Source organism: Streptomyces sp. NBC_01520, assembly GCF_045040375.1.
Classification (GTDB): Bacteria; Actinomycetota; Actinomycetes; order Streptomycetales; family Streptomycetaceae; genus Streptomyces.
The window spans coordinates 4,139,173-4,158,049 of record NZ_CP109404.1 but is presented as its reverse complement, the minus strand read 5'-3'; the positions used below and the strand labels follow the sequence as shown (position 1 = coordinate 4,158,049).

Annotated in this window: 15 protein-coding genes and 1 tRNA gene; 7 read left to right on the top strand and 9 right to left on the bottom strand. The window is 70.2% G+C overall.

What is annotated here, in order from left to right; translation table 11 throughout:
• Positions 1 to 15 precede the first annotated feature (15 nt).
• The 3 genes from OG524_RS18645 (at position 16) to OG524_RS18635 (ending at position 2,742) form a co-directional block, all read left to right on the top strand.
• Positions 16 to 246, top strand: a complete 231-nt coding sequence (locus OG524_RS18645; protein ID WP_405811132.1) for a hypothetical protein — start codon at positions 16 to 18, stop codon at positions 244 to 246.
• Between the two features lie 394 nt (positions 247 to 640).
• Positions 641 to 1,918, top strand: a complete 1,278-nt coding sequence (serS, locus tag OG524_RS18640) for a serine--tRNA ligase (protein WP_384496124.1) — start codon at positions 641 to 643, stop codon at positions 1,916 to 1,918.
• Positions 1,915 to 2,742, top strand: a complete 828-nt coding sequence (locus OG524_RS18635) for an HAD family hydrolase (protein ID WP_405389705.1) — start codon at positions 1,915 to 1,917, stop codon at positions 2,740 to 2,742. The genes serS and OG524_RS18635 overlap by 4 nt, the downstream gene beginning before the upstream one ends.
• Positions 2,743 to 2,812: 70 nt before the next feature.
• On the opposite strand, the gene OG524_RS18630 is transcribed toward OG524_RS18635, so the two are convergent.
• From OG524_RS18630 to OG524_RS18605, 6 genes are all read right to left on the bottom strand, one after another.
• Positions 2,813 to 2,898 (bottom strand) — tRNA-Ser (locus OG524_RS18630).
• A 271-nt stretch (positions 2,899 to 3,169) separates the two neighbouring features.
• The gene (locus tag OG524_RS18625; protein ID WP_405389706.1) at positions 3,170 to 3,862 is read right to left on the bottom strand and encodes a hypothetical protein; all 693 of its coding nucleotides are present in this window, start codon (positions 3,860 to 3,862) and stop codon (positions 3,170 to 3,172) included.
• A 300-nt stretch (positions 3,863 to 4,162) separates the two neighbouring features.
• Positions 4,163 to 4,882 carry an ABC transporter permease subunit gene (locus tag OG524_RS18620; RefSeq protein ID WP_384496127.1) on the bottom strand — a complete coding sequence of 240 codons (720 nt, stop codon included), beginning with the start codon at positions 4,880 to 4,882 and terminating at the stop codon, positions 4,163 to 4,165.
• A 30-nt stretch (positions 4,883 to 4,912) separates the two neighbouring features.
• Positions 4,913 to 5,824 carry an ABC transporter ATP-binding protein gene (locus OG524_RS18615; RefSeq protein ID WP_405389707.1) on the bottom strand — a complete coding sequence of 304 codons (912 nt, stop codon included), beginning with the start codon at positions 5,822 to 5,824 and terminating at the stop codon, positions 4,913 to 4,915.
• Positions 5,821 to 6,729, bottom strand: a complete 909-nt coding sequence (locus OG524_RS18610; RefSeq protein WP_405811128.1) for an ABC transporter permease — start codon at positions 6,727 to 6,729, stop codon at positions 5,821 to 5,823. The genes OG524_RS18615 and OG524_RS18610 overlap by 4 nt, the downstream gene beginning before the upstream one ends.
• Entirely contained in the window at positions 6,719 to 7,693 is a 975-nt protein-coding gene (locus OG524_RS18605) for an ABC transporter ATP-binding protein (RefSeq protein ID WP_405393153.1), read from the bottom strand. The genes OG524_RS18610 and OG524_RS18605 overlap by 11 nt, the downstream gene beginning before the upstream one ends.
• Positions 7,694 to 8,064: 371 nt before the next feature.
• On the opposite strand from OG524_RS18605, the gene OG524_RS18600 reads away from it, so the two are divergent.
• The gene (locus tag OG524_RS18600; RefSeq protein WP_405389709.1) at positions 8,065 to 9,840 is read left to right on the top strand and encodes an SDR family oxidoreductase; all 1,776 of its coding nucleotides are present in this window, start codon (positions 8,065 to 8,067) and stop codon (positions 9,838 to 9,840) included.
• Between the two features lie 412 nt (positions 9,841 to 10,252).
• Entirely contained in the window at positions 10,253 to 10,795 is a 543-nt protein-coding gene (locus tag OG524_RS18595) for an RNA 2'-phosphotransferase (protein WP_405811126.1), read from the top strand.
• A gap of 12 nt (positions 10,796 to 10,807) precedes the next feature.
• On the opposite strand, the gene OG524_RS18590 is transcribed toward OG524_RS18595, so the two are convergent.
• Positions 10,808 to 11,098, bottom strand: a complete 291-nt coding sequence (locus OG524_RS18590) for a hypothetical protein (RefSeq protein WP_405389711.1) — start codon at positions 11,096 to 11,098, stop codon at positions 10,808 to 10,810.
• 190 nt (positions 11,099 to 11,288) lie between these two features.
• Here OG524_RS18590 and OG524_RS18585 point away from each other — a divergent pair, with 190 nt between their 5' ends.
• Together OG524_RS18585 and OG524_RS18580 are read left to right on the top strand one after the other, a co-directional pair.
• Complete coding sequence (locus tag OG524_RS18585; protein WP_405811124.1) at positions 11,289 to 12,200, top strand: LLM class flavin-dependent oxidoreductase; 912 nt, start codon at positions 11,289 to 11,291, stop codon at positions 12,198 to 12,200.
• A 178-nt stretch (positions 12,201 to 12,378) separates the two neighbouring features.
• Entirely contained in the window at positions 12,379 to 13,224 is an 846-nt protein-coding gene (locus tag OG524_RS18580) for a Cof-type HAD-IIB family hydrolase (RefSeq protein WP_405389713.1), read from the top strand.
• Positions 13,225 to 13,469: 245 nt separating this feature from the next.
• On the opposite strand, the gene OG524_RS18575 is transcribed toward OG524_RS18580, so the two are convergent.
• The gene (locus OG524_RS18575; protein ID WP_405389714.1) at positions 13,470 to 15,170 is read right to left on the bottom strand and encodes a GAF domain-containing protein; all 1,701 of its coding nucleotides are present in this window, start codon (positions 15,168 to 15,170) and stop codon (positions 13,470 to 13,472) included.
• A 98-nt stretch (positions 15,171 to 15,268) separates the two neighbouring features.
• Positions 15,269 to 18,841, bottom strand: coding sequence for a thiol reductant ABC exporter subunit CydD (gene cydD / locus OG524_RS18570; protein WP_405811122.1), 3,573 nt, complete (start codon positions 18,839 to 18,841; stop codon positions 15,269 to 15,271).
• Positions 18,842 to 18,877 lie beyond the last annotated feature (36 nt).

The window sequence follows — 18,877 nt, the reverse complement described above, 5'->3', positions numbered from 1 at the left end:
CGGCGATTCCTGCCGGTGCTGGTCCTGACGGTCCTGCTGGTCCTGCTGGTCCTGCTGGTGCTGACGGTCCTGCTGGTGCTGACGGTCCTGCCTGCCGAGGTCCCTTACTCCCAGAGTTATCCACAGGCCACGCCTCAACCTGGGGACAAGTCGACACCGCAATGCCGCATGGTCGACAAATCACTCCAGTACTCACGCATCCCCCGAAGCCCTCCCGTCACACCCGCGTCACCTCAATTCCATTGATCCACTCACCAATGAGGGAAATTCCCACTCGAATGCGTGCACGGATCGGGTTTGAGTGGTGAATCCACGATCCGTCATGCGGCTTTCGGAACGATCCCCTCCGGCATCCACAGATCTTCTTCACAGCCTGTGGATAACTAAATCGCGGCACGACCCCTGTGGACAAGGCGTCCGCCCACACCTCCAACTGCCGCCCGGAGTACCGGCGATGCGCCAAGCACGCGCGGGCCGCTTGCGCCCTTTTCAGGGCGATTGAGCCCTCTTTATCGGCACCCCCACCCCTCACCGGCCCGCGATCCCCCGCCAGGATTACCGATTCCGGCAATTCGGGCAAAGTGTCCCGCTCGTCGATATCGGTTCGAGTGGCGGATCCCCGCACCGGTAGCCTTGAGGGGTGATTGACCTTCGCCTGCTCCGTGAGGACCCCGACCGTGTTCGCGCCTCCCAGCGCGCCCGTGGAGAGGACGTCGCGCTCGTCGACGCCCTGCTCTCCGCCGACGAGCTGCGCAGGTCGTCCGGCGTCCGCTTCGACGAACTCCGCTCCGAGCAGAAGTCGCTCGGAAAGCTGATCCCCAAGGCCACCCCCGAGGAGCGCGCCGAGCTCCTCAAGAAGGCCGACCGGCTGAAGGCCGAGGTCAAGGCGGCCGACTCCGCACAGGACGAGGCCGACGCCGAGGCCAAGCGGCTGCTGCTCCAGCTCGGCAACATCGTTCACGAGGACGTGCCGGTCGGCGGCGAGGAGGACTTCGTCGTCCTCGAGACGCACGGCACGATCCGTGACTTCGGTGCGGAGGGCTTCGAGCCCAAGGACCACCTGGAGCTCGGCGAGGCCCTCGGCGCCATCGACATGGAGCGCGGCGCGAAGGTTTCCGGATCGCGCTTCTACTACCTGACGGGTGTCGGCGCGCTCCTGGAGCTCGCCCTGGTCAACGCGGCGATCGCGCAGGCCACCGAGGCCGGCTTCGTCCCGATGCTGACCCCGGCGCTGGTCCGGCCGCGCGCCATGGAGGGTACGGGCTTCCTCGGCCAGGCCGCGGAGAACGTGTACCACCTGGAGAAGGACGACTACTACCTGGTCGGCACCTCCGAGGTCCCGCTCGCCGCGTACCACATGGACGAGATCCTCGACGCCGACAAGCTGCCGCTGCGGTACGCGGGCTTCTCGCCGTGTTTCCGACGTGAGGCCGGTACGTACGGCAAGGACACCCGGGGCATCTTCCGCGTCCACCAGTTCGACAAGGTCGAGATGTTCTCGTACGTCGACCCGGCCGACGCCGAGGCCGAGCACCGCAGGCTCCTGGACTGGGAGAAGCAGTGGCTCACCGGTCTTGAGCTGCCGTTCCAGGTGATCGATGTCGCGACCGGTGACCTGGGGGCCTCGGCCTCCCGGAAGTTCGACTGCGAGGCGTGGATCCCGACCCAGGGCAAGTACCGCGAGCTGACGTCCGCGTCGAACTGCGACGGCTTCCAGGCGCGCCGGCTGTCCGTGCGTATGCGCGACGGGAAGAAGGTCCAGCCGCTCGCCACGCTCAACGGCACGCTCTGCGCCGTACCGCGCACGATCGTGGCCATTCTGGAGAACCACCAGCTGGCCGACGGTTCCGTGCGGGTTCCCGAGGTGCTCCGTCCGTACCTGGGCGGGCGCGAGGTCCTGGAGCCGGTCTCCAAGTGAGTCTCTCCGGGACCTTCCCCTACAAGCTCGTCGCGACCGACCTCGACGGCACGCTGCTGCGTGACGACGACACGGTCTCCGAGCGCACGCGTGAGGCGCTGGCCGCGGTCACCGCGGCCGGCGCGGCGCACATCATCGTCACCGGGCGGGCGGTGCCCTGGACCCGGCACATCCTGGACGACCTGGGCTACGACGGCCTCGCCGTGTGCGGTCAGGGTGCGCAGGTCTACCACGCGGGCGAGCACAAACTGCTGACCTCTCTGACCTTGGACCGACAGCTCGCGGGGCTGGCACTGTCCAAGGTCGAGGCGGAGGTCGGCCCGCTCGCACTGGCCGCGAGCCGTGACGGCCTCGAGGGCGAGGTACTCGTCGGGCCCGGTTACCGGGTGCAGGAGGGGCCGCTGCCCGCCGTCTTCGTGGACGACCCCGCCGAGATGTGGACCGCTCCGCTGAACAAGGTCTACATCCAGCACCCGGAGCTCGGTGACGACGCCCTGGCGAAGGCCGCGCGGCAGGCCGTCGGCAGTCTGGTGGACATCGTCATGGCGGGCCCCGGTGTCGTCGAGATCCTGCCGCTGGGACTGAGCAAGGCGACCGGTCTCTCGCTGGCCGCCCGCCGTCTGGGGCTGAAGGCCGCGGACACCCTGGCCTTCGGCGACATGCCCAACGACATCCCGATGTTCGGCTGGGCACAACACGGTGTGGCCATGGCCAATGCGCACGACGACCTGAAGGCCGTGGCGCACGAGATCACCGCGTCGAACGAACACGACGGCATCGCGGTGGTTCTGGAGGAACTGCTCCGGACGGCCACGCGCTCGTAGGGAGTGGCCGCCCCGGGGCTGGTGCCTGGGCCTGGTACCTGAGTGGCCGCCCCGGGCCTGGTACCTGATGCGGAGGATGCGCGGATCGAACGCGCGCGGGGCTGCGCCCCGACGACGGCTCAGCAAGCCGCTGCCTTACCACTCGGCCAATCCTCCGGGAGGTGGCCCGCGCGAGGCGCAGGGACCACCCGGGGTTCCTGCTGCTCACGGCTCCGCGGTGGCTGATGAGGCTACTGCGGTACCGGCTGCGGACTCCCCTGACGGGAACTCGACGGACTCGGACTCTCGGTCATCGCCGCGCTCCTCTCCGGACTTCGTGGGCGCAGTGGTCGTGTGTGCCTTCTCCCTCACTGTGCCCGAGGGCGCCGTCAGGGGGCCACTCCTTTTCCGTGGCCCCCTGACGGTCGTCCCTCCTCCGGTCCTGATGTCAGCCGGACCTGCGGCGGCTCAGGTCCTTGAGCTGCCGGGCGACGTCGTCCATGCGCGCGTCGAGCCGGACGATGTCCTGCGAGACATCGGTGAGCCGGAGACTGATGGCCCCGACGACCTGATGGGTGACGTCCAGCTTCCGGTCGAGGACGTCGAGCCGGTGCGACATCCTGCTCAGCACGGGACCGAGCTCCTGGAGCGCGTTGCCGACGCCGACGAGGCAGCCCTCGACGCGGGTGACCCTCCGGTCGAGCGAGGCGACGGACTCCCGGAGGTCCTCCTCGGCGTCCAGCAGATAGGTCCGGACACAGCGAGCGATGTCGCTGTCGCGAAGAAGCATGGCGATGTTGAGCACGGTCCTGCGGGTGTAGAGCCGTAGCTGAGTGGCCGCCTGTGGATAACTTCCCGCCCCGCCCTCTCCCCATAGCGACACCATGTCGCTATGGAAGGATTGCAGCTCAGAGCCGCGCAAGACTCTCATGCCGTTACTGATGAGCTCCTGCTGATGCCGATCGGTGAGCCTTCTTACCGAGGCTGTGGATACTTCGAAGTAGCGAGCCACGTCCTCTGTGCGAACGTGAACTCCGTCAGGGAGCATGACAAGGCTCTTGACCTTGTCGAGGACGTCGACGCGCCCCATCTGCTCCACACGCAGGGCATGCGATTCGAGCAGGGCGACTTCCGTGGGCATGGGCATGCCTTTCACACGTGGATACGGCGATGGACGGCCCTGTCCCCGGGCTGCGAGGGCGGAGGACGCTCATGGTTGCCACGTGCTCTATGACCGACACGGCGGGCGCTGCCTCACCGGTGCCGGCTGTCCCCGATTTCACGAAAGCTCGACGCCACGGATTCCAGTTGCCTCCACGCACCCTGCACAACGAGCCGATAAACGTACAGTTACGCGTTTCACTGCCGCATACAGAACAACCCCCGTCCACCGGACGGGGGTTGTACGGACTCGGAGGCCCTCAGACGACCGGAGCGGGTGTCACTCCTCGCCCGCGAGCTTCAGCGCCCGCAGCTTCTGACCCGCGTACCAGGTCGCGACGACCGTGACTCCGGCCAGCAGGATGGTGGCGAGTGGCAGACCGACGTCCGAGGTGACCAGACCGTCCCCGGCGACCTTCTCCGCCACCGACAGGGACCACTGCTGCACACTGAGAGTCCGGGCACCCGGCACCAGGCTGCCGAAGAGCGCCTCCCACACCAGGGCGTAGACCAGGCCGAACACCACCGCGTGCCGGCTGACCGTGCCGAGCAGCAGGAACAGCGCGCTGTACGCGATCGAGGCGACCAGCGCCGCGATGGTGTAGGCCACGGCGATCTGCCCGCCGTTGCCGTTGAGGATCAGGCCCGCGACGAACGTCGGCAGCGCGGAGAAGAGCATCGTCACGCCGATGGCGACGATCAGCTTGGTGAAGATGATCGTCGGCCGCTTCACCGGCTTGGCCAGCAGATAGACGATCGAACCGTCGTCGATCTCCGGACCGATGGCACCCGTCCCCGCGATGACGCCGATCAGCGGCACCATCGTGGCGATGGCAAAACCGCCGAGCACCCCGGAGGCGACCTGGTCGTCGGCCCCGGCGAACGCCCGTACCGCCACGGCGATGACCACCAGCAGGACAGGCAGGACGAACAGGATGGCGGCCCGGCGCCGGCCGAGCAGGGCCCGGTAGGTGAGCCGGGCGACTGTGGGGTCGTACATGACGCTTCACAGCTCCTTTCAGGCCACTACTCAGGCCGCTACGAGATAGGAAAAGACCGATTCGAGGGACTCGTCGGACGGTGAGACGGTCAGCAGCCGGATGCCGTGTTCGCGTGCCACCTTCGGCAGCAGCGTGGTGAAGCGCCCGAAGTCGACGGCCTGGACGCGCAGGGCGCGTTCGGTCAGATCGACCTCGATCCCCGCCGTCGACGGGTCGGCGATGAGGGCGGCGGCGAGGGCCCGGTCGTCGCTGGACCGTACGAGATAGCGGTGCGGCCGGTCCGTCATGAGACGGCGGATCTTCCGGAAGTCGCCGGAAGCGGCGTGCCGTCCCGCCACGATCACCTCGATGTGCGAGGCGAGCTGCTCGACCTCCTCCAGGATGTGGGAGGAGAACAGGACCGTGCGGCCCTCCGCGCCCATCCGGCGCAGCAGCTCCATCAGCTGCATCCGCTGACGGGGGTCCATGCCGTTGAACGGCTCGTCCAGAAGCAGCACGGAGGGTTCGTGGACCAGCGCGGAGGCCATCTTCACGCGCTGGCGCATGCCCTTGCTGTACGTGGAGATCTTGCGGTCCTGCGCGTACTCCATCTCGACCGTGGCCAGTGCCTTGTGAGCGGCGGCGTCTCCCAGCCCGTGCAGCTCCGCGTTGGCGACGACGAACTCACGGCCGGTCAGGAAGTCGTACATCCCTTCCCGTTCCGGAACGATCCCGATCGACTTGTAGACCGCCTCGTTGCGCCAGATCTGCGTCCCGTCGAGGGTGACCTTCCCCGTCGACGGGGCGAGGAAGCCGGCCATCATGTTGATCAGCGTGGACTTGCCGGCGCCGTTGGGGCCCAGCAGCCCCGTGACACCCGGTCCCACGGTCATGCTCACGTCGTTGACGGCGACCACGTTGCCGAACCAGCGCGAGGTGTGGTCGATCTCGATGGTGGTCACAGCCCGACCCTCCGGTAGCGGCGCATCAGAACGGCGTACGAGCCGGCGACGAGCGCGAGTACAACGATCAGATAGGCGACGCCCGCGGCGGCTCCCGGGCCCTCGCCGCCGGGGAAGGCGGAAGAGGCGCCGAGGAACGCCGTCTGCACCCCGTCGATCAGGGTGATGGGCGAGAACAGTCCCAGCCAGGTGATGGCACCGGTGGAGCCCGTCTCCCAGGCGATCGCCTGGACCGTGGAGACCGCGCCGTAGGTGATGGTCAGCACGGCGATCACCGCGGCGACACCGAAGCCGCGGCGCGGGGTCAGTGCGGCGACCACCAGGCCGAGGCCGGCGAACAGCACGGACAGCAGCGCCACCGAGACCATCCCCTGTGCGAAGCCCTTGGTCTGGTCGCCGAGGTCGAACTTCGCGAGCAGCGCGCCCACGTAGAGGATGACGAGCGGCAGCCCGGTGAGGATGAGAAGGGCCGATGCCATGGCCGCGAACTTCGCGACCACGTAGTCGAGGCGCTCGATCGGCCGTGAGAAGTACAGCGGCACGCTCTTGAAGCGCAGATCCCTGGACACGGACTGCGGTGCCTGCGAGGCGATGAAGAGTCCGATCACCGCCTGCAGGTAGATCGCGAACGCCGTGTACTTGATGGGCAGTTTCGTCATGCTCGGCGTAGCCATGGCCACCGCCACGAGGATCAGTGCCACCATGCACATCACCCCGCACAGCAGCATCGGCAGCACCTTGGACTTGGCGGAACGGCCGAGGCCGAACGAGCCGCGCAGCGACTGCGAGAAGAGCGAGCGGCGGGCGTAGGCCCGGCCCAGACGGGCGCCGTCGTAGGAGCGGTACCCGATGTTGTGGATCCGGGAGGTGTCGCTCCCGGTGACGGTCCCGGTCTCAGTGCTCATCGCGACCGCTCCCCTTCTGCTCTCCGGCGCCGACGGCCGAGGCCACCGCTGCCTGTGGTGCCTCTTCGGTGCGGAAGACCTCGGCGATGTGGTGGCGCCGCTGTTCCATCCGGATGAGGCCGAGTCCGAGCCCGGCGACACTGTCGCGGACCAGGTCGTACGTTTCCTCGCCCGTCGCCTCCACCAGCAGGATGTGGCCGGCGCCGGGCAGACCCCCGGCGTCCAGGCCGTCGAGTCCGACGAGTTTGACCCCGGCCCCGGTGAGGGACCGGCGCAGGGCGTCCGTGCCGTCGGGGTGTTCGTCGCTGTCGGTGACCTCGACCGCCAGGGTCGTGGTGATCTGGGTGAAGTCGCTGGTGGAGCTGGACCGCAGCAGCGAACCGCCGTCGATGACGACGACGTGGTCACAGGTGCGCTCCAGCTCGCCCAGAAGGTGCGAGGTGACGAGCACCGAGATGCCGAAGTCGGTGTGGACGCGGCGGATCAGGCCCAGCATCTCGTCGCGGCCGACCGGGTCCAGGCCGTTGGTCGGCTCGTCGAGAAGGACCAGCTGCGGGTCGTGGACGAGTGCCTGGGCCAGCTTCACCCGTTGTTTCATACCGGTCGAGTAGCCCCCGATGGGGCGGTAGCGCTCCTCGTACAGACCGACGTGGCGCAGCGTGTCGGCGGTGCGCTCACGAGCGGCCGTCGGCGGCAGTCCGGACATCCGCGCCATGTGGACGACGAATTCGGTCGCCGAGACATCGGGCGGAAGGCAGTCGTGCTCGGGCATGTACCCGACGCGCTCCCGGATCGCGGCGCCCTCGGTGGCGACGTCCAGTCCGAGCACCGCGGCCCGGCCTTCGGTGGCGGGGGACAGACCCAGCAGGATCTTGATCAATGTGGACTTGCCGGCCCCGTTGGAACCCACCAGGCCGGTTACGCCCGGTCCGATGTCCAAGGAGAGCCGGTCAAGCGCGGTCACCCGGGGGAACCGCTTGCTCAGGCTTTCGGTCGCGATCACAGTCACGTCCTAGACGGTAGTGGCGCACGCCACGGGAGTCGTCAGACCAGGCGGCTGTATACACGTCCGACTCCAGGCGTACGGACCCGTAGGGGGACCCCACGGGGGATGACCCGAAACCGGCGAAGCCGGTCACATGCCGTTGTCCACACAGGTGCCCACGTGCGGCCTGGCCTGTGCCCACATGGTGCCCGCGTGCGCCCGGGCCGTGTCCACGTGGCGTTATCCACAGGTTCGGGGCATCCCTTGACGCGGACCACCGGGATTGCCACATTCGACGGTGTCACGTGACGGACACGTACTGCCATGCCGACACCGGACAAGGGGGAACCGTGAGTCTGCGAGGCGCGCGTGAGCGCTGGGTGCGTACGGGCGGGATCGAGCTGTGCGTCGCCGAGTTGGGCGACCGTACGCAGCCGACGGTCGTGCTGGTACACGGGTATCCGGACAGCAAGGAGGTCTGGTCGGCGGTCGCCCACCGGCTGGCGGAGCGGTGGCATGTCGTGCTGTACGACGTGCGGGGACACGGCCGGTCGGCGGCCCCCATACCGCTGCGCGGCGGCTTCACGCTGGAGAAGCTGACCGATGACTTCCTGGCCGTCGCAGACGCGGTGAGCCCCGACCGGCCGGTCCATGTGGTGGGACACGACTGGGGTTCCGTCCAGTCCTGGGAGTTCGCCACGGTCGAGCGGACCAAGGGCCGGATCGCCTCGTTCACGTCGATGTCCGGCCCGTCCCTGGACCACCTCGGTCACTGGATCAAGCAGCGGATGTCCCACCCGAGTCCGCGCCGGGTGGGACAGTTGCTCGGCCAGGGCGCCAAGTCCTGGTACGTGTACGCCCTGCACACACCGGTGCTGCCCGAGCTGGCCTGGCGCGGGCCGCTCGGCAGGCAGTGGCCCCGGATGCTCCAGCGGATGGAGAAGGTGCCCTCGGACGGGTATCCGACGTCCTCGCTTCCACGGGACGCGGCCCACGGGGCCTGGCTCTACCGGGACAACGTCCGGGCCCGCCTGCGCAGGCCGCGCGCCGACGCGTCCGCCCATGTACCGGTCCAGCTCATCACGCCGACCGGCGACGTCTTCCTCTCGGAGACGCTCTACGAGGATCTGGACACCTGGGTTCCGCAACTGGTACGCCGCAGCCTGCCGGCCAGGCATTGGGTGCCGCGTACCAGGCCGGACCAGTTGTCCGCCTGGATCGGTGAGTTCGTCTCCGCGTGCGAGGCGGAGACCGGTCAGGGCGGCCCGCCCGTGCAGGACACCGCTGCCACGGGTGACCACGCGGACAGTTTCGGGGGCCTGCTGGTGCTGGTGACGGGCGCGGCCTCCGGCATCGGCCGGGCCACCACACTCGCCTTCGCCCGTGCCGGGGCTCGGGTCGTGGCGGTGGACCGGGACGGCGAGGGCGCGGCCCGTACTGCGGACTCGGCCCGACTGATCGGTGCGGCCGCCGCATGGAGCGAGGCAGCCGATGTCGGCGACGAGCAGGCGATGGAGAAGCTCGCGGACAGGGTCGCCTCGGAGTACGGCGTGGTCGACGTCCTGGTGAACAACGCCGGTGTCGGGTTGGCCGGTTCCTTCCTGGAGACGACGAGCGAGGACTGGCGGAACGTACTCGACGTCAACCTCTGGGGGGTCATCCACGGCTGCCGGGTCTTCGGCAGACAGATGGCCGACCGGAATCAGGGCGGCCACATCGTCAACGTCGCCTCGGCGGCCGCTTATCAGCCGTCACGCGCGCTCCCCGCGTACAGCACGTCGAAGGCAGCCGTTCTGATGCTCAGCGAGTGTCTGCGGGCGGAGCTGGCCGAGAAGTCGATCGGTGTCACCGCGATATGCCCGGGCGTCGTCACCACCGGGATCACGTCGACGGCACGCTTCGCCGGGACGGACGAGACGGAGCAGACGCGCCTCCGGCAGCGCACGGGCCGCCTGTACGCGCTCCGCAACTACCCACCGGAGAAGGTGGCTGACGCGATCCTGCGTGCTGTCGTACACAACCGCGCGGTGGTCCCCGTGAACGCGGAGGCCCGTGGCTCCCGGTTGCTGTCACGGATCAGCCCCGGGTTGCTGCGTGGGATCGCGCGGCTTGAGCCACCGCTCTGATGTGGCGGCGCAGTTCCCCGCACCGGGCCCGCAAGGCCCGGTGCGGGGAACCGACTTCACCATGACCGGGGGACGGCCGTCGCATCATGGTCCGTACCGAAGCGATTTGGCTCCTCGGCACGCCGTCTGATGCTCTGCCGCGAGGAGTTCACTGTGCGCCCCCAGGTGAAGCGGGCTGGTCAGTAAGTATGCATACAGAACACGGACGTTACGAATCAAACGCCCATACCGCCCTCAATCATGACCTGTTACCCAAAAGGCGCCATTCGCCCGGCACTTGTCCACAGAAACGCCAAATCACCTGTGGATAACATGAGTTGGCTGTGGATCAAACCTGTGCGGTGTGATGAGCGCGGAGAACTTCTGACAAAAACCAGGTGCGCCGCGAATCGTCCACGGGCACTCTGACGTGATGGACGCACAACGCACCGTGAAGGTGTCCAAGTACCTCTCGAAACACCTGCGGCACCAGCCGGACCGCATCGGAATCAGCCTCGACGCCCACGGCTGGGTGCCCATCGACGAACTGCTGCGGGCCTGCGCCCGGCACGGCTTCGCCGTCTCCCGGACGGAACTCGACCACGTCGTCGCGGCCAACGACAAACAGCGCTTCGCGGTGGCCGGCGACCGCATCCGTGCGAACCAGGGCCACTCCGTCACGGTCGACCTGGGCCTGCCGCCGGCCGAGCCGCCCGCGTACCTCTACCACGGGACTGTGGCCAGGGCACTCGCGACGATCCGCACCGAGGGGCTGCGGTCCATGGCACGGCACCACGTACACCTGTCGCCCGATCGCGAGACGGCGACCCGCGTCGGCGCCCGCCGCGGTGTCCCCCTCGTCCTGTCCGTCGACGCGGGCGCCATGTACCGCGCGGGACACCTCTTCCATGTCACGGCCAACGGCGTGTGGCTCACCGATACCGTGCCGCCGGGCTTCCTCCGACTGCCGCGGTAGAGACCTGCCGGGTCAGCGTTCCAGGCCGCCCAGACCCGTACGCAGGTCCTCCAGGTTCATCACGGGCTGCACGGCTACCTTGCAACCGGCCTGGAAGAGCGGTTCGAGCAGCGGCGGCATCTGTGCGGACTCCTGCATGTCGAAAACGATCATGCAGGTACGTCGTCCCTCCGTGGGGGCGAAGTACGCCGCTTCAGGCCTCAGACTCTCGACGATCTCTTCGATGAGCTTCGCCATGGTGCCTTCGGACACGGCCCGGTTCGCGGCTTCGGTGTCCATCCGCGCGGTCAGCAGCATCCTCATGGGGACCATTCCTTCCGGCGAACTGCGCCCGGCGCCGTGCACACACGCCGACAGACGAACCGGCCGCGTTCCTCACCAGCTTCGCCCCGGCCGCGCACCCCGGCAACCACTCGGCACCCGCCCCGGGGCTGTATCCCCCGTGCGCCCACCCCCGCCGGTGTGGCGCAGCCGTCGCCGTAGAGTCTTGGCCATGACGTCCTCCCGCCGCCTGAGCACCGTGATCCTGCCCATCCGCCGCTGGCACGACGGTGGCCGGGCCCTGTGGGTCCGCGCCGAGGAGCTGGGTTTCCACGCGGCGTACACCTACGACCACCTGGCCTGGCGGACCTTCCGTGACGGGCCCTGGTTCGGCGCGGTCCCGACACTGACGGCCGCCGCTGCCGCCACCGAACGGCTGCGCCTTGGCACCCTCGTCACCTCGCCGAACTTCAGGCACCCCGTGACACTCGCCAAGGACCTCATCACCCTCGACGACGTCTCCGACGGACGGATCACGCTCGGCATCGGCGCGGGAGGGAACGGCTTCGACGCCACGACGCTGCGCAGGAGCGACGAGAAGCCGTGGACCCCACGGGAACGCGCCGACCACTTCGACGAGTTCGTCCCGCTGCTCGACCGGCTGCTCAGCGAACCGTCCGTGACGCACGAAGGACGGTTCTACGCCGCCGACGAGGCCCGGAACATCCCCGGCTGCGTGCAGCGCCCCCGGCTCCCGTTCGCGATCGCCGCCACCGGTCCGCGCGGGCTGAGGCTCGCCGCGCGGTACGGCCAGGCGTGGGTGACCACGGGCGACCCGAAGCTGTACGAGACCGGGACGCCGGAACAGTCGGTGGCAGCCGTCCGCGGGCAGATCTCCCGGCTCGGCGCAGCCGGTGAGGCGGTCGGCAGGGACGTCTCGGAGCTGGACAAGATCCTTCTCACCGGCTTCACCCCGGGCCGTCCGCTGCGCTCGTTCGACGCGTTCGTGGACTTCGCGGGGACGCACTTCGAGCTCGGATTCACCGAGATCGTCGTCCACTGGCCGGTGCCGGACTCGGACTTCGCCATGGACGACAAGGTCTTCGAGCGCATCGCCACCGAGGGCCTCGCGCAGCTCGGCTGACCGGTCGGGCCCACGCCACGTCGCGGTGGCTCACCGGCCGCCGCGACGCCATGGGGCCGGATCCCCCACCCGAGGCCTTTGTCATATGCCAGGGTCACGTACCGCAGTTCGGGGGCTCGCGGTCTCAGATGTGCGCCCCTGCGCACGACCGTGCAACCCCGTACGGGAGAATGGCCGGGTGACCTCAGCTACCGACGCGCCTCTTCCTGCCGTAACCCGGCTGATCGCCACCGACCTGGACGGCACTCTGCTGCGTGACGACAAGACTTTGTCGGACCGTACGATCGCCGCCCTCGCGGCGGCCGAGGCGGCGGGGATCGAGGTCTTCTTCGTCACCGGCCGGCCCGCCCGCTGGATGGACGTCGTCAGCGACCATGTCCACGGCCATGGCATGGCGATCTGTGCGAACGGTGCCGCGGTCGCCGATCTGCGTGCGGACGGACGGCTGATCGAGGTCCACCCGCTGGAACGCGCCGCCGCCCTGGACGTCGTGCGTGTCCTGCGCGAGGCCGCCCCGGGTACGTCGTTCGCCGTCGAACTGACCACGGGCATCCACTACGAGCCGGCCTACCCGCCGTTCCACATGGACCCGGGCGCCACCGTGGCCGTCGCGGAGAAGCTCCTCCAGGAGGAGACACCCGGCACCGGCACCCCCGTCCTGAAGGTGCTCGCCCACCACCCCGAGCTGGCGCCGGACGCCTTCCTCGCGCTGGCACGCGAGGCTGCGGCGGGCAGGGCCTCCTTCACCCGCTCCAGCCCCACGGCCCTGCTGGAGATCAGCGGCCTGGGCGTCTCCAAGGCGGGCACGCTCGCCGCGTGCTGCGCGGAGCGGGGCATCACGCGGGCCGAGGTGGTCGCCTTCGGGGACATGCCCAACGATGTGGAGATGCTGGAGTGGGCCGGGGCCTCGTTCGCGATGGGCAACGCCCATCCGGCCGCGCGCGCTGCCGCGTCCGGTGTGACCCTCACCAACAACGAGGACGGTGTGGCGGTCGTCATCGAGCAGATCCTCGCCACCCGCTGAGACCTGTCCGGCCGACCGCGCGGCGGACCTGCGCGCTGGACCCGGCAGGCGTGCCCTGACGGCGCGACAGGCCGGACGAGCAGGCCAGGCGACGGGAACGGGCCCGCCCGCGCGGCGCACCGCCGGAGGCCGCACTGCCCAGCGCACCGCCCCGGCGGACGGCCCTTGTGGACGGCCCTTGCGGACGGCCCGACGCGCCGCCCGGCAGACGCCCCCGCAGACGCCCCGGCGGACGCCCCCGCCCGTCAGAGCGGGACCTCCCAGACGACCGTCGTACCGGTACCGTCCTTCCCCGGCCCGAACCAGCTCGCCCCACCCAGCGACTCCGCACGGCGGGCGAGATTGCGCAGTCCGCTCCGCCTCCCGCTGTCCGGGATGCCGACTCCGTCGTCGACGACGGACAGCCGCACGGCGTCCCTCCCGTCCGGCAGGACGGCGGTCGCGTCCACGCTCACCTCGACGCGTGAGGCCCGGGCATGCCGGAAGGTGTTGGACAGCGCCTCCCGCAGGGCGGCGATGAGGTTCTTGCCAGCGAGTTCCCCGACGAGCGAGTCGACGGGGCCCAGGAAGCGGTGCGTCGGCTTGAAGCCCAGGGGCACGGCCGCCATGTTGATCTCCCGCAGCACCCGGGTCCGCAGCGCGGAAGGGGCCTCGGCCGGCTCCTGCTGCAGCGCGAAGATGGCCGTACGGATCTCCTGGATGGTCACGTCCAACTCGTCGACGGCCCGTCCGACCCCGGCCCGTACCCCGGGGACCGCCGAGCGGCGCTGGGCACGCTCCAGCATCATGCCCGTGGCGAACAGGCGCTGGATGACCAGGTCATGGAGGTCCCGGGCGATCCGGTCCCGGTCCTCGTAGACGGCGAGCCGCTCCCGGTCGCGCTGGGCCTCGGCCATCTTGAGGGCCAGCGCGGCCTGCGCGGCGAACTGTGTGGCCAGCGTCCGCTCCGCCTCCGTGAACGGCCGCTCGCCCCGCCGCCGGGGGATGGCGAGCGCGCCCAGCACCAGTCCGCCGCTGCGCAGGGGCAGCAGCATGTGGGGTCCGAACTGATCGGCCAGCCTGGTGATCATGCAGGGGTCGGTGGCCGCGTCGTCCATGAAGACCGCCTCGCCCCTGAGAAGAGCGGCGACCACGGGGCTGTGGCGCGGGATGATCACGCCGAGGGACGCGGACGGCTTGTCACCGGCGACGGCGACGATCTCCAGGCCCCCGTCCGCGACCGGCAGCATGACGATCCCTGCGGCGGAGTCGGCGAGCCGACGGGTCTGCTCGGCGACGACGGCCAGGGCGTCATCTGCGTCCCCACCCGACAGAAGAGCGGTGGTGACCGCCACCGAACCGTCGATCCACCGTTCGCGCTGCCGCGCGGCCTCGTACATCCGCGCGTGGCCGATGGCGATCCCGGCCTCCGTGGCAAGCACGCTCAGCATGTGCAGGTCGTCCTCGCCGAACGGGTCCCCGCCCCGCTTCTCCGCCACATACAGGTTCCCGAAGACCTCACCCTGGACCCGGATCGGAACTCCGAGGAACCCCCGCATCGTCGGGTGCCCGGGCGGAAATCCGGCGGAACGCGGATCGGCCGACAGGTCGGCCAGCCGGATGGGGACCGGATCCCGGATCAGGGCGCCCAGAAGGCCGGTCCGGCCGTCCGGCGGACGTCTGATGGCGTGAGCGGCCTCTTCCGGAACCCCGTGGGTGACGAAGTCGGAGAGGCTGTCGCCCGGTTCGTCGACCACACCGATGGCCGCATAGCAGGCGTGGGTCAGTTCGGCCGCGGTCTCGCAGATGCGGTCGAGGGTGGAGCTGAGCTCCAGGCCGGTACCGACGGACCGCGTCGCTTCCAGCAGTTGCGGGACACGTGCGGTCAGTTCCGCGGCAAGCCCTTGAAGGCCTCCGTTGTCCTGCGTCGCCGCTTCGGGCGAGTCCTTCGGGGCCTGCTCGGGCATGAACCGATCTTAATGAGGGCATATCGGTCTGGAAAGTCGGGCGCTCAGCCGGCCCACCACGTCAGAGCCGCACCTGGTGCCGCCACCCGCCCACCGGTTCAGGGCCCCGTCGGCACCGCCACCCGGTCCGCTTCGACCGGCCCGTCCGCCTCGACCGTTCGTGCCGTCCCCGCCTTCATCAGGACCGGTTCCCGCTCGCGTTCGAGCATCCGTCGCAGCGGCCCGTCCTGCGCAGCCAGAGCGGCGTACGGCCCCTGCTGCACCACCCGGCCGCCGTCCAGCACCAGGACCTCGTCCACGGCGTCGAGTCCGGCCAGCCGGTGCGTGATCAGCAGCGTCGTCCGCCCCCGCGTGGCGGCCAGCAGGTCCACGGTGAGAGCGTCCGCCGTCGCCAGGTCGAGGTGCTCCGCCGGCTCGTCCAGGACGAGAACGGGGAAGTCCGCGAGAAGTGCCCTGGCCAGTGCGAGCCGCTGCCGCTGTCCGCCCGAGAGCCGGGCACCGTGTTCGCCCACCAGGGTGTCCAGGCCGTCCGGCAGCGACTGCGCCCAGCTGAGCAGCCGGGCCCCGGCCAGTGCGTCCCGCAGCTCGTCGTCGGTCGCACCGGTACGGGCGAGCCGCAGATTTTCCCGGATGGAACTGTCGAAGACGTGCGCGTCCTGGGCGCACAGTCCGACGAACGTGCGGACCGTGTCCCCGTCCAGGGCGGACGCCTCGACCCCGCCGAGACGGTACGTCCCCTCCCTGGCGTCCAGGAAGCGGAGCAGGACCTGCGCGAGCGTCGTCTTCCCCGAGCCGGACGGACCCACGACGGCCACCCGCTTCCCGGCGGTCAACGTCAGGTCGACGGAGTCCAGGGCATCACGCTCCGCCCCCTCGTACCGGGCCGACAGACCCCGTACGGCGAGCGGGAAGGGCGAGGCGGGGGCCTCGGCCGGTACGGCGGGTTCCTGGACCGGCACAGGGGCGTCCAGGACTTCGTGGACCCGCTCCGCGCTGCGCTTGATCCGCTGGCGGTACTGCACGGCGAGCGGCAGGCCCGTCACAGCCTCGAAGGCCGCGAGCGGGGTGAGGACGACGACGGCGAGCTCCAGGCCCGCCAGCCGGCCGTCGTACACCGCGGGAAGCGCGACGGCCGCCGCGCCCACCACGGTGAGTCCGCAGATCAGGGCGGAGAGCCCCCCGCCGAGTGCGCTCGCGGTCGCCCCGCGGGAGACGATCCGGGTGAGCGCGGCGTCGGCCCCGCGCACGAGCTCCTTGCGCGCGGGCAGCGCCCCCGCGACGGTCAGTTCGGCCGTCCCCGCGAGCAGATCGGTGATCCGGACGGCCAGCGCGGACCGTGCGGGCGACAGCCGGCGCTCGGCATGCCGGGCGCACGCGCCGCTCACCAGCGGCACGCCCACACCGGCGAGGAGCAGGCCGACGGCGAGCACGGCTCCCGCCTCCGGGAGCAGCCGGCCGGTGAATCCGACGGCCGCCGTCCCGACCGCGACCGCGGTTCCCGCGGGCAGCAGCCAGCGCAGCCAGTAGTCCTGCAGCGCGTCCACGTCGGAGACGAGCCGGGACAGCAGGTCACCGCGCCGTGCCGTCCGCAGACCGGCGGGCGCGATGCGTTCGAGCCCCCGGTACACGGCGACCCTGAGCTCCGCGAGCATCCTGAGCACCGCGTCGTGGGACACCAGACGCTCGGCGTAGCGGAATACCGCCCGGCCGATTCCGAAGGCGCGGGTCGCGGTGACGGCGACCATCAGATAGAGCACCGGGGGCTGCTCGGACGCGCGGGAGATCAGCCATCCGGAGACGGCCATGAGGCCGACGGACGAACCCACGGCGAGGCTGCCCAGCAGCAGGGCCAGGCCCAGCTTGCCGTGCTGGGCACCCGCGGCCTCCCGGACCCGGGCGAGCACCCGGCCGCCGGTCCGGGGAGCGGTGTCCTTCAGCACCTCGGGCCCGACCGGCTCACCGGCGGCCGGCGCCACCGATCCGTCACGGCCGGCCGGTACCCGCGCCGTCACCGCACCGGCGACGGACGCCCCGGCCTCCCGCGGCTCCAGCGTCACCACCCGGTCCGCGACCGGGAGCAGTGCCGGACGGTGCACGACCAGCAGCACCGTGCGTCCCGCCGCCAGCCTCCGTACGGCGTCGACGATGCCCGCTTCCGTCTCCCCGTCCAGGCTCGCCGTCGGCTCGTCGAGCAGCAGCAGCGGCCGGTCGGCGAGGAACGCCCTGGCCAGCGCGATCCGTTGCCGTTGTCCCGCGGACAGTCCGGCGCCGTCCTCCCCCAGCGGGGTCCGCAGACCGTCCGGCAGACCCGCCACGAACTCGTACGCCCCCGCCTCCGTCAGCGCCGCCATGAGCGCGTCGTCGTCCGCGTCCGGGCGCGCCAGGCGTACGTTCTCCGCGATCGTTCCGGCGAACAGGTGCGGACGCTGGGGGACCCACGCGATCTGCTCGCGCCAGCGTTCGGCGGAGAGGTCGGACAGGTCGGTCCCACCGACCCGCACCCGGCCCTCGTCGGGCACCGTGAATCCCAGCAGCACGTTCAGGAGCGTGGACTTGCCGACCCCGCTGGGGCCGACCAGTGCGACGGTCTCCCCGGGCTCCACCACCAGCGACACCGCGTCCAGGGAGGGTTCGGTACGGCCGTCGTGCCGGACCGTGACGCCCTCCAGCTCCAGCCGCGGCGACTGCGGAACATCCTGGGTGCCACGGGCCGGAGGCTCGGTCTCCAGCACCGAGAAGATCTCCTCCGCCGCTGCGAGCCCTTCCGCCGCCGCGTGGTACTGGGCCCCGACCTGGCGGATCGGCAGATACGCCTCGGGCGCCAGGATGAGGATGACCAGCCCGGTGTAGAGGTCGAGTTCGCCGTGGACGAGCCGCATCCCGATCGTCACGGCGACCAGCGCCACGGACAGGGTCGCCAGCAGCTCCAGGGCGAAGGAGGACAGGAACGCGATCCGGAGCGTCTTCAGGGTGGCCTGGCGGTACTGCGACGTGATAGTGCGGATCGACTCGGCCTGCGCCTTGGCCCGCCCGAAGACCTTGAGCGTAGGCAGCCCGGCGACCACGTCGAGGAAGTGGCCGGAAAGCCGGGAAAGCAGCTGCCACTGACGGTCCATCCGGGACTGGGTGGCCCAGCCGATCAGGATCATGAAGAGCGGGATGAGCGGCAGGGTCACCACGATGATCGCGGCCGAGACCCAGTCCTCGGTGACGATCCTGGCCAGGACCGCCACCGGCACCACGATCGCGAGCCCGAGCTGCGGGAGGTAGCGCGAGAAGTAGTCGTCGAGTGCGTCGACACCCCGGGTGGCCAGAGCGACCAGTGAACCGGTACGCCGACCGCTCAGCCATTCCGGGCCGAGCTCCGCGGCCCGCTCCATCAGCCGGCCGCGCAGCTCGGACTTGACCGCGGCACTCGCCCGGTACGCGGCCAGTTCGGTGAGCCAGGCCACGAGGGCCCGGCCCAGCGCGACGGCAACGAGCAGGAGCAGAGGGGTGCGGAGCCCGTCGACGGTCAGGCCGTCCTCGAACCCGCCCACCACCACCTCGGCGATGAGCATGGCCTGAGCGATGACCAGGGCCGCTCCGACCAGCCCGAGTCCCACCACAGCCGCCAGGAAGAAGCGGGTGGCGCGGGCGTAGCGCAGAAGGCGCGGGTCGATCGGTTTCACGTGAAACAGCTCCCCGGTGAGCTCGTGTCGTTGGGT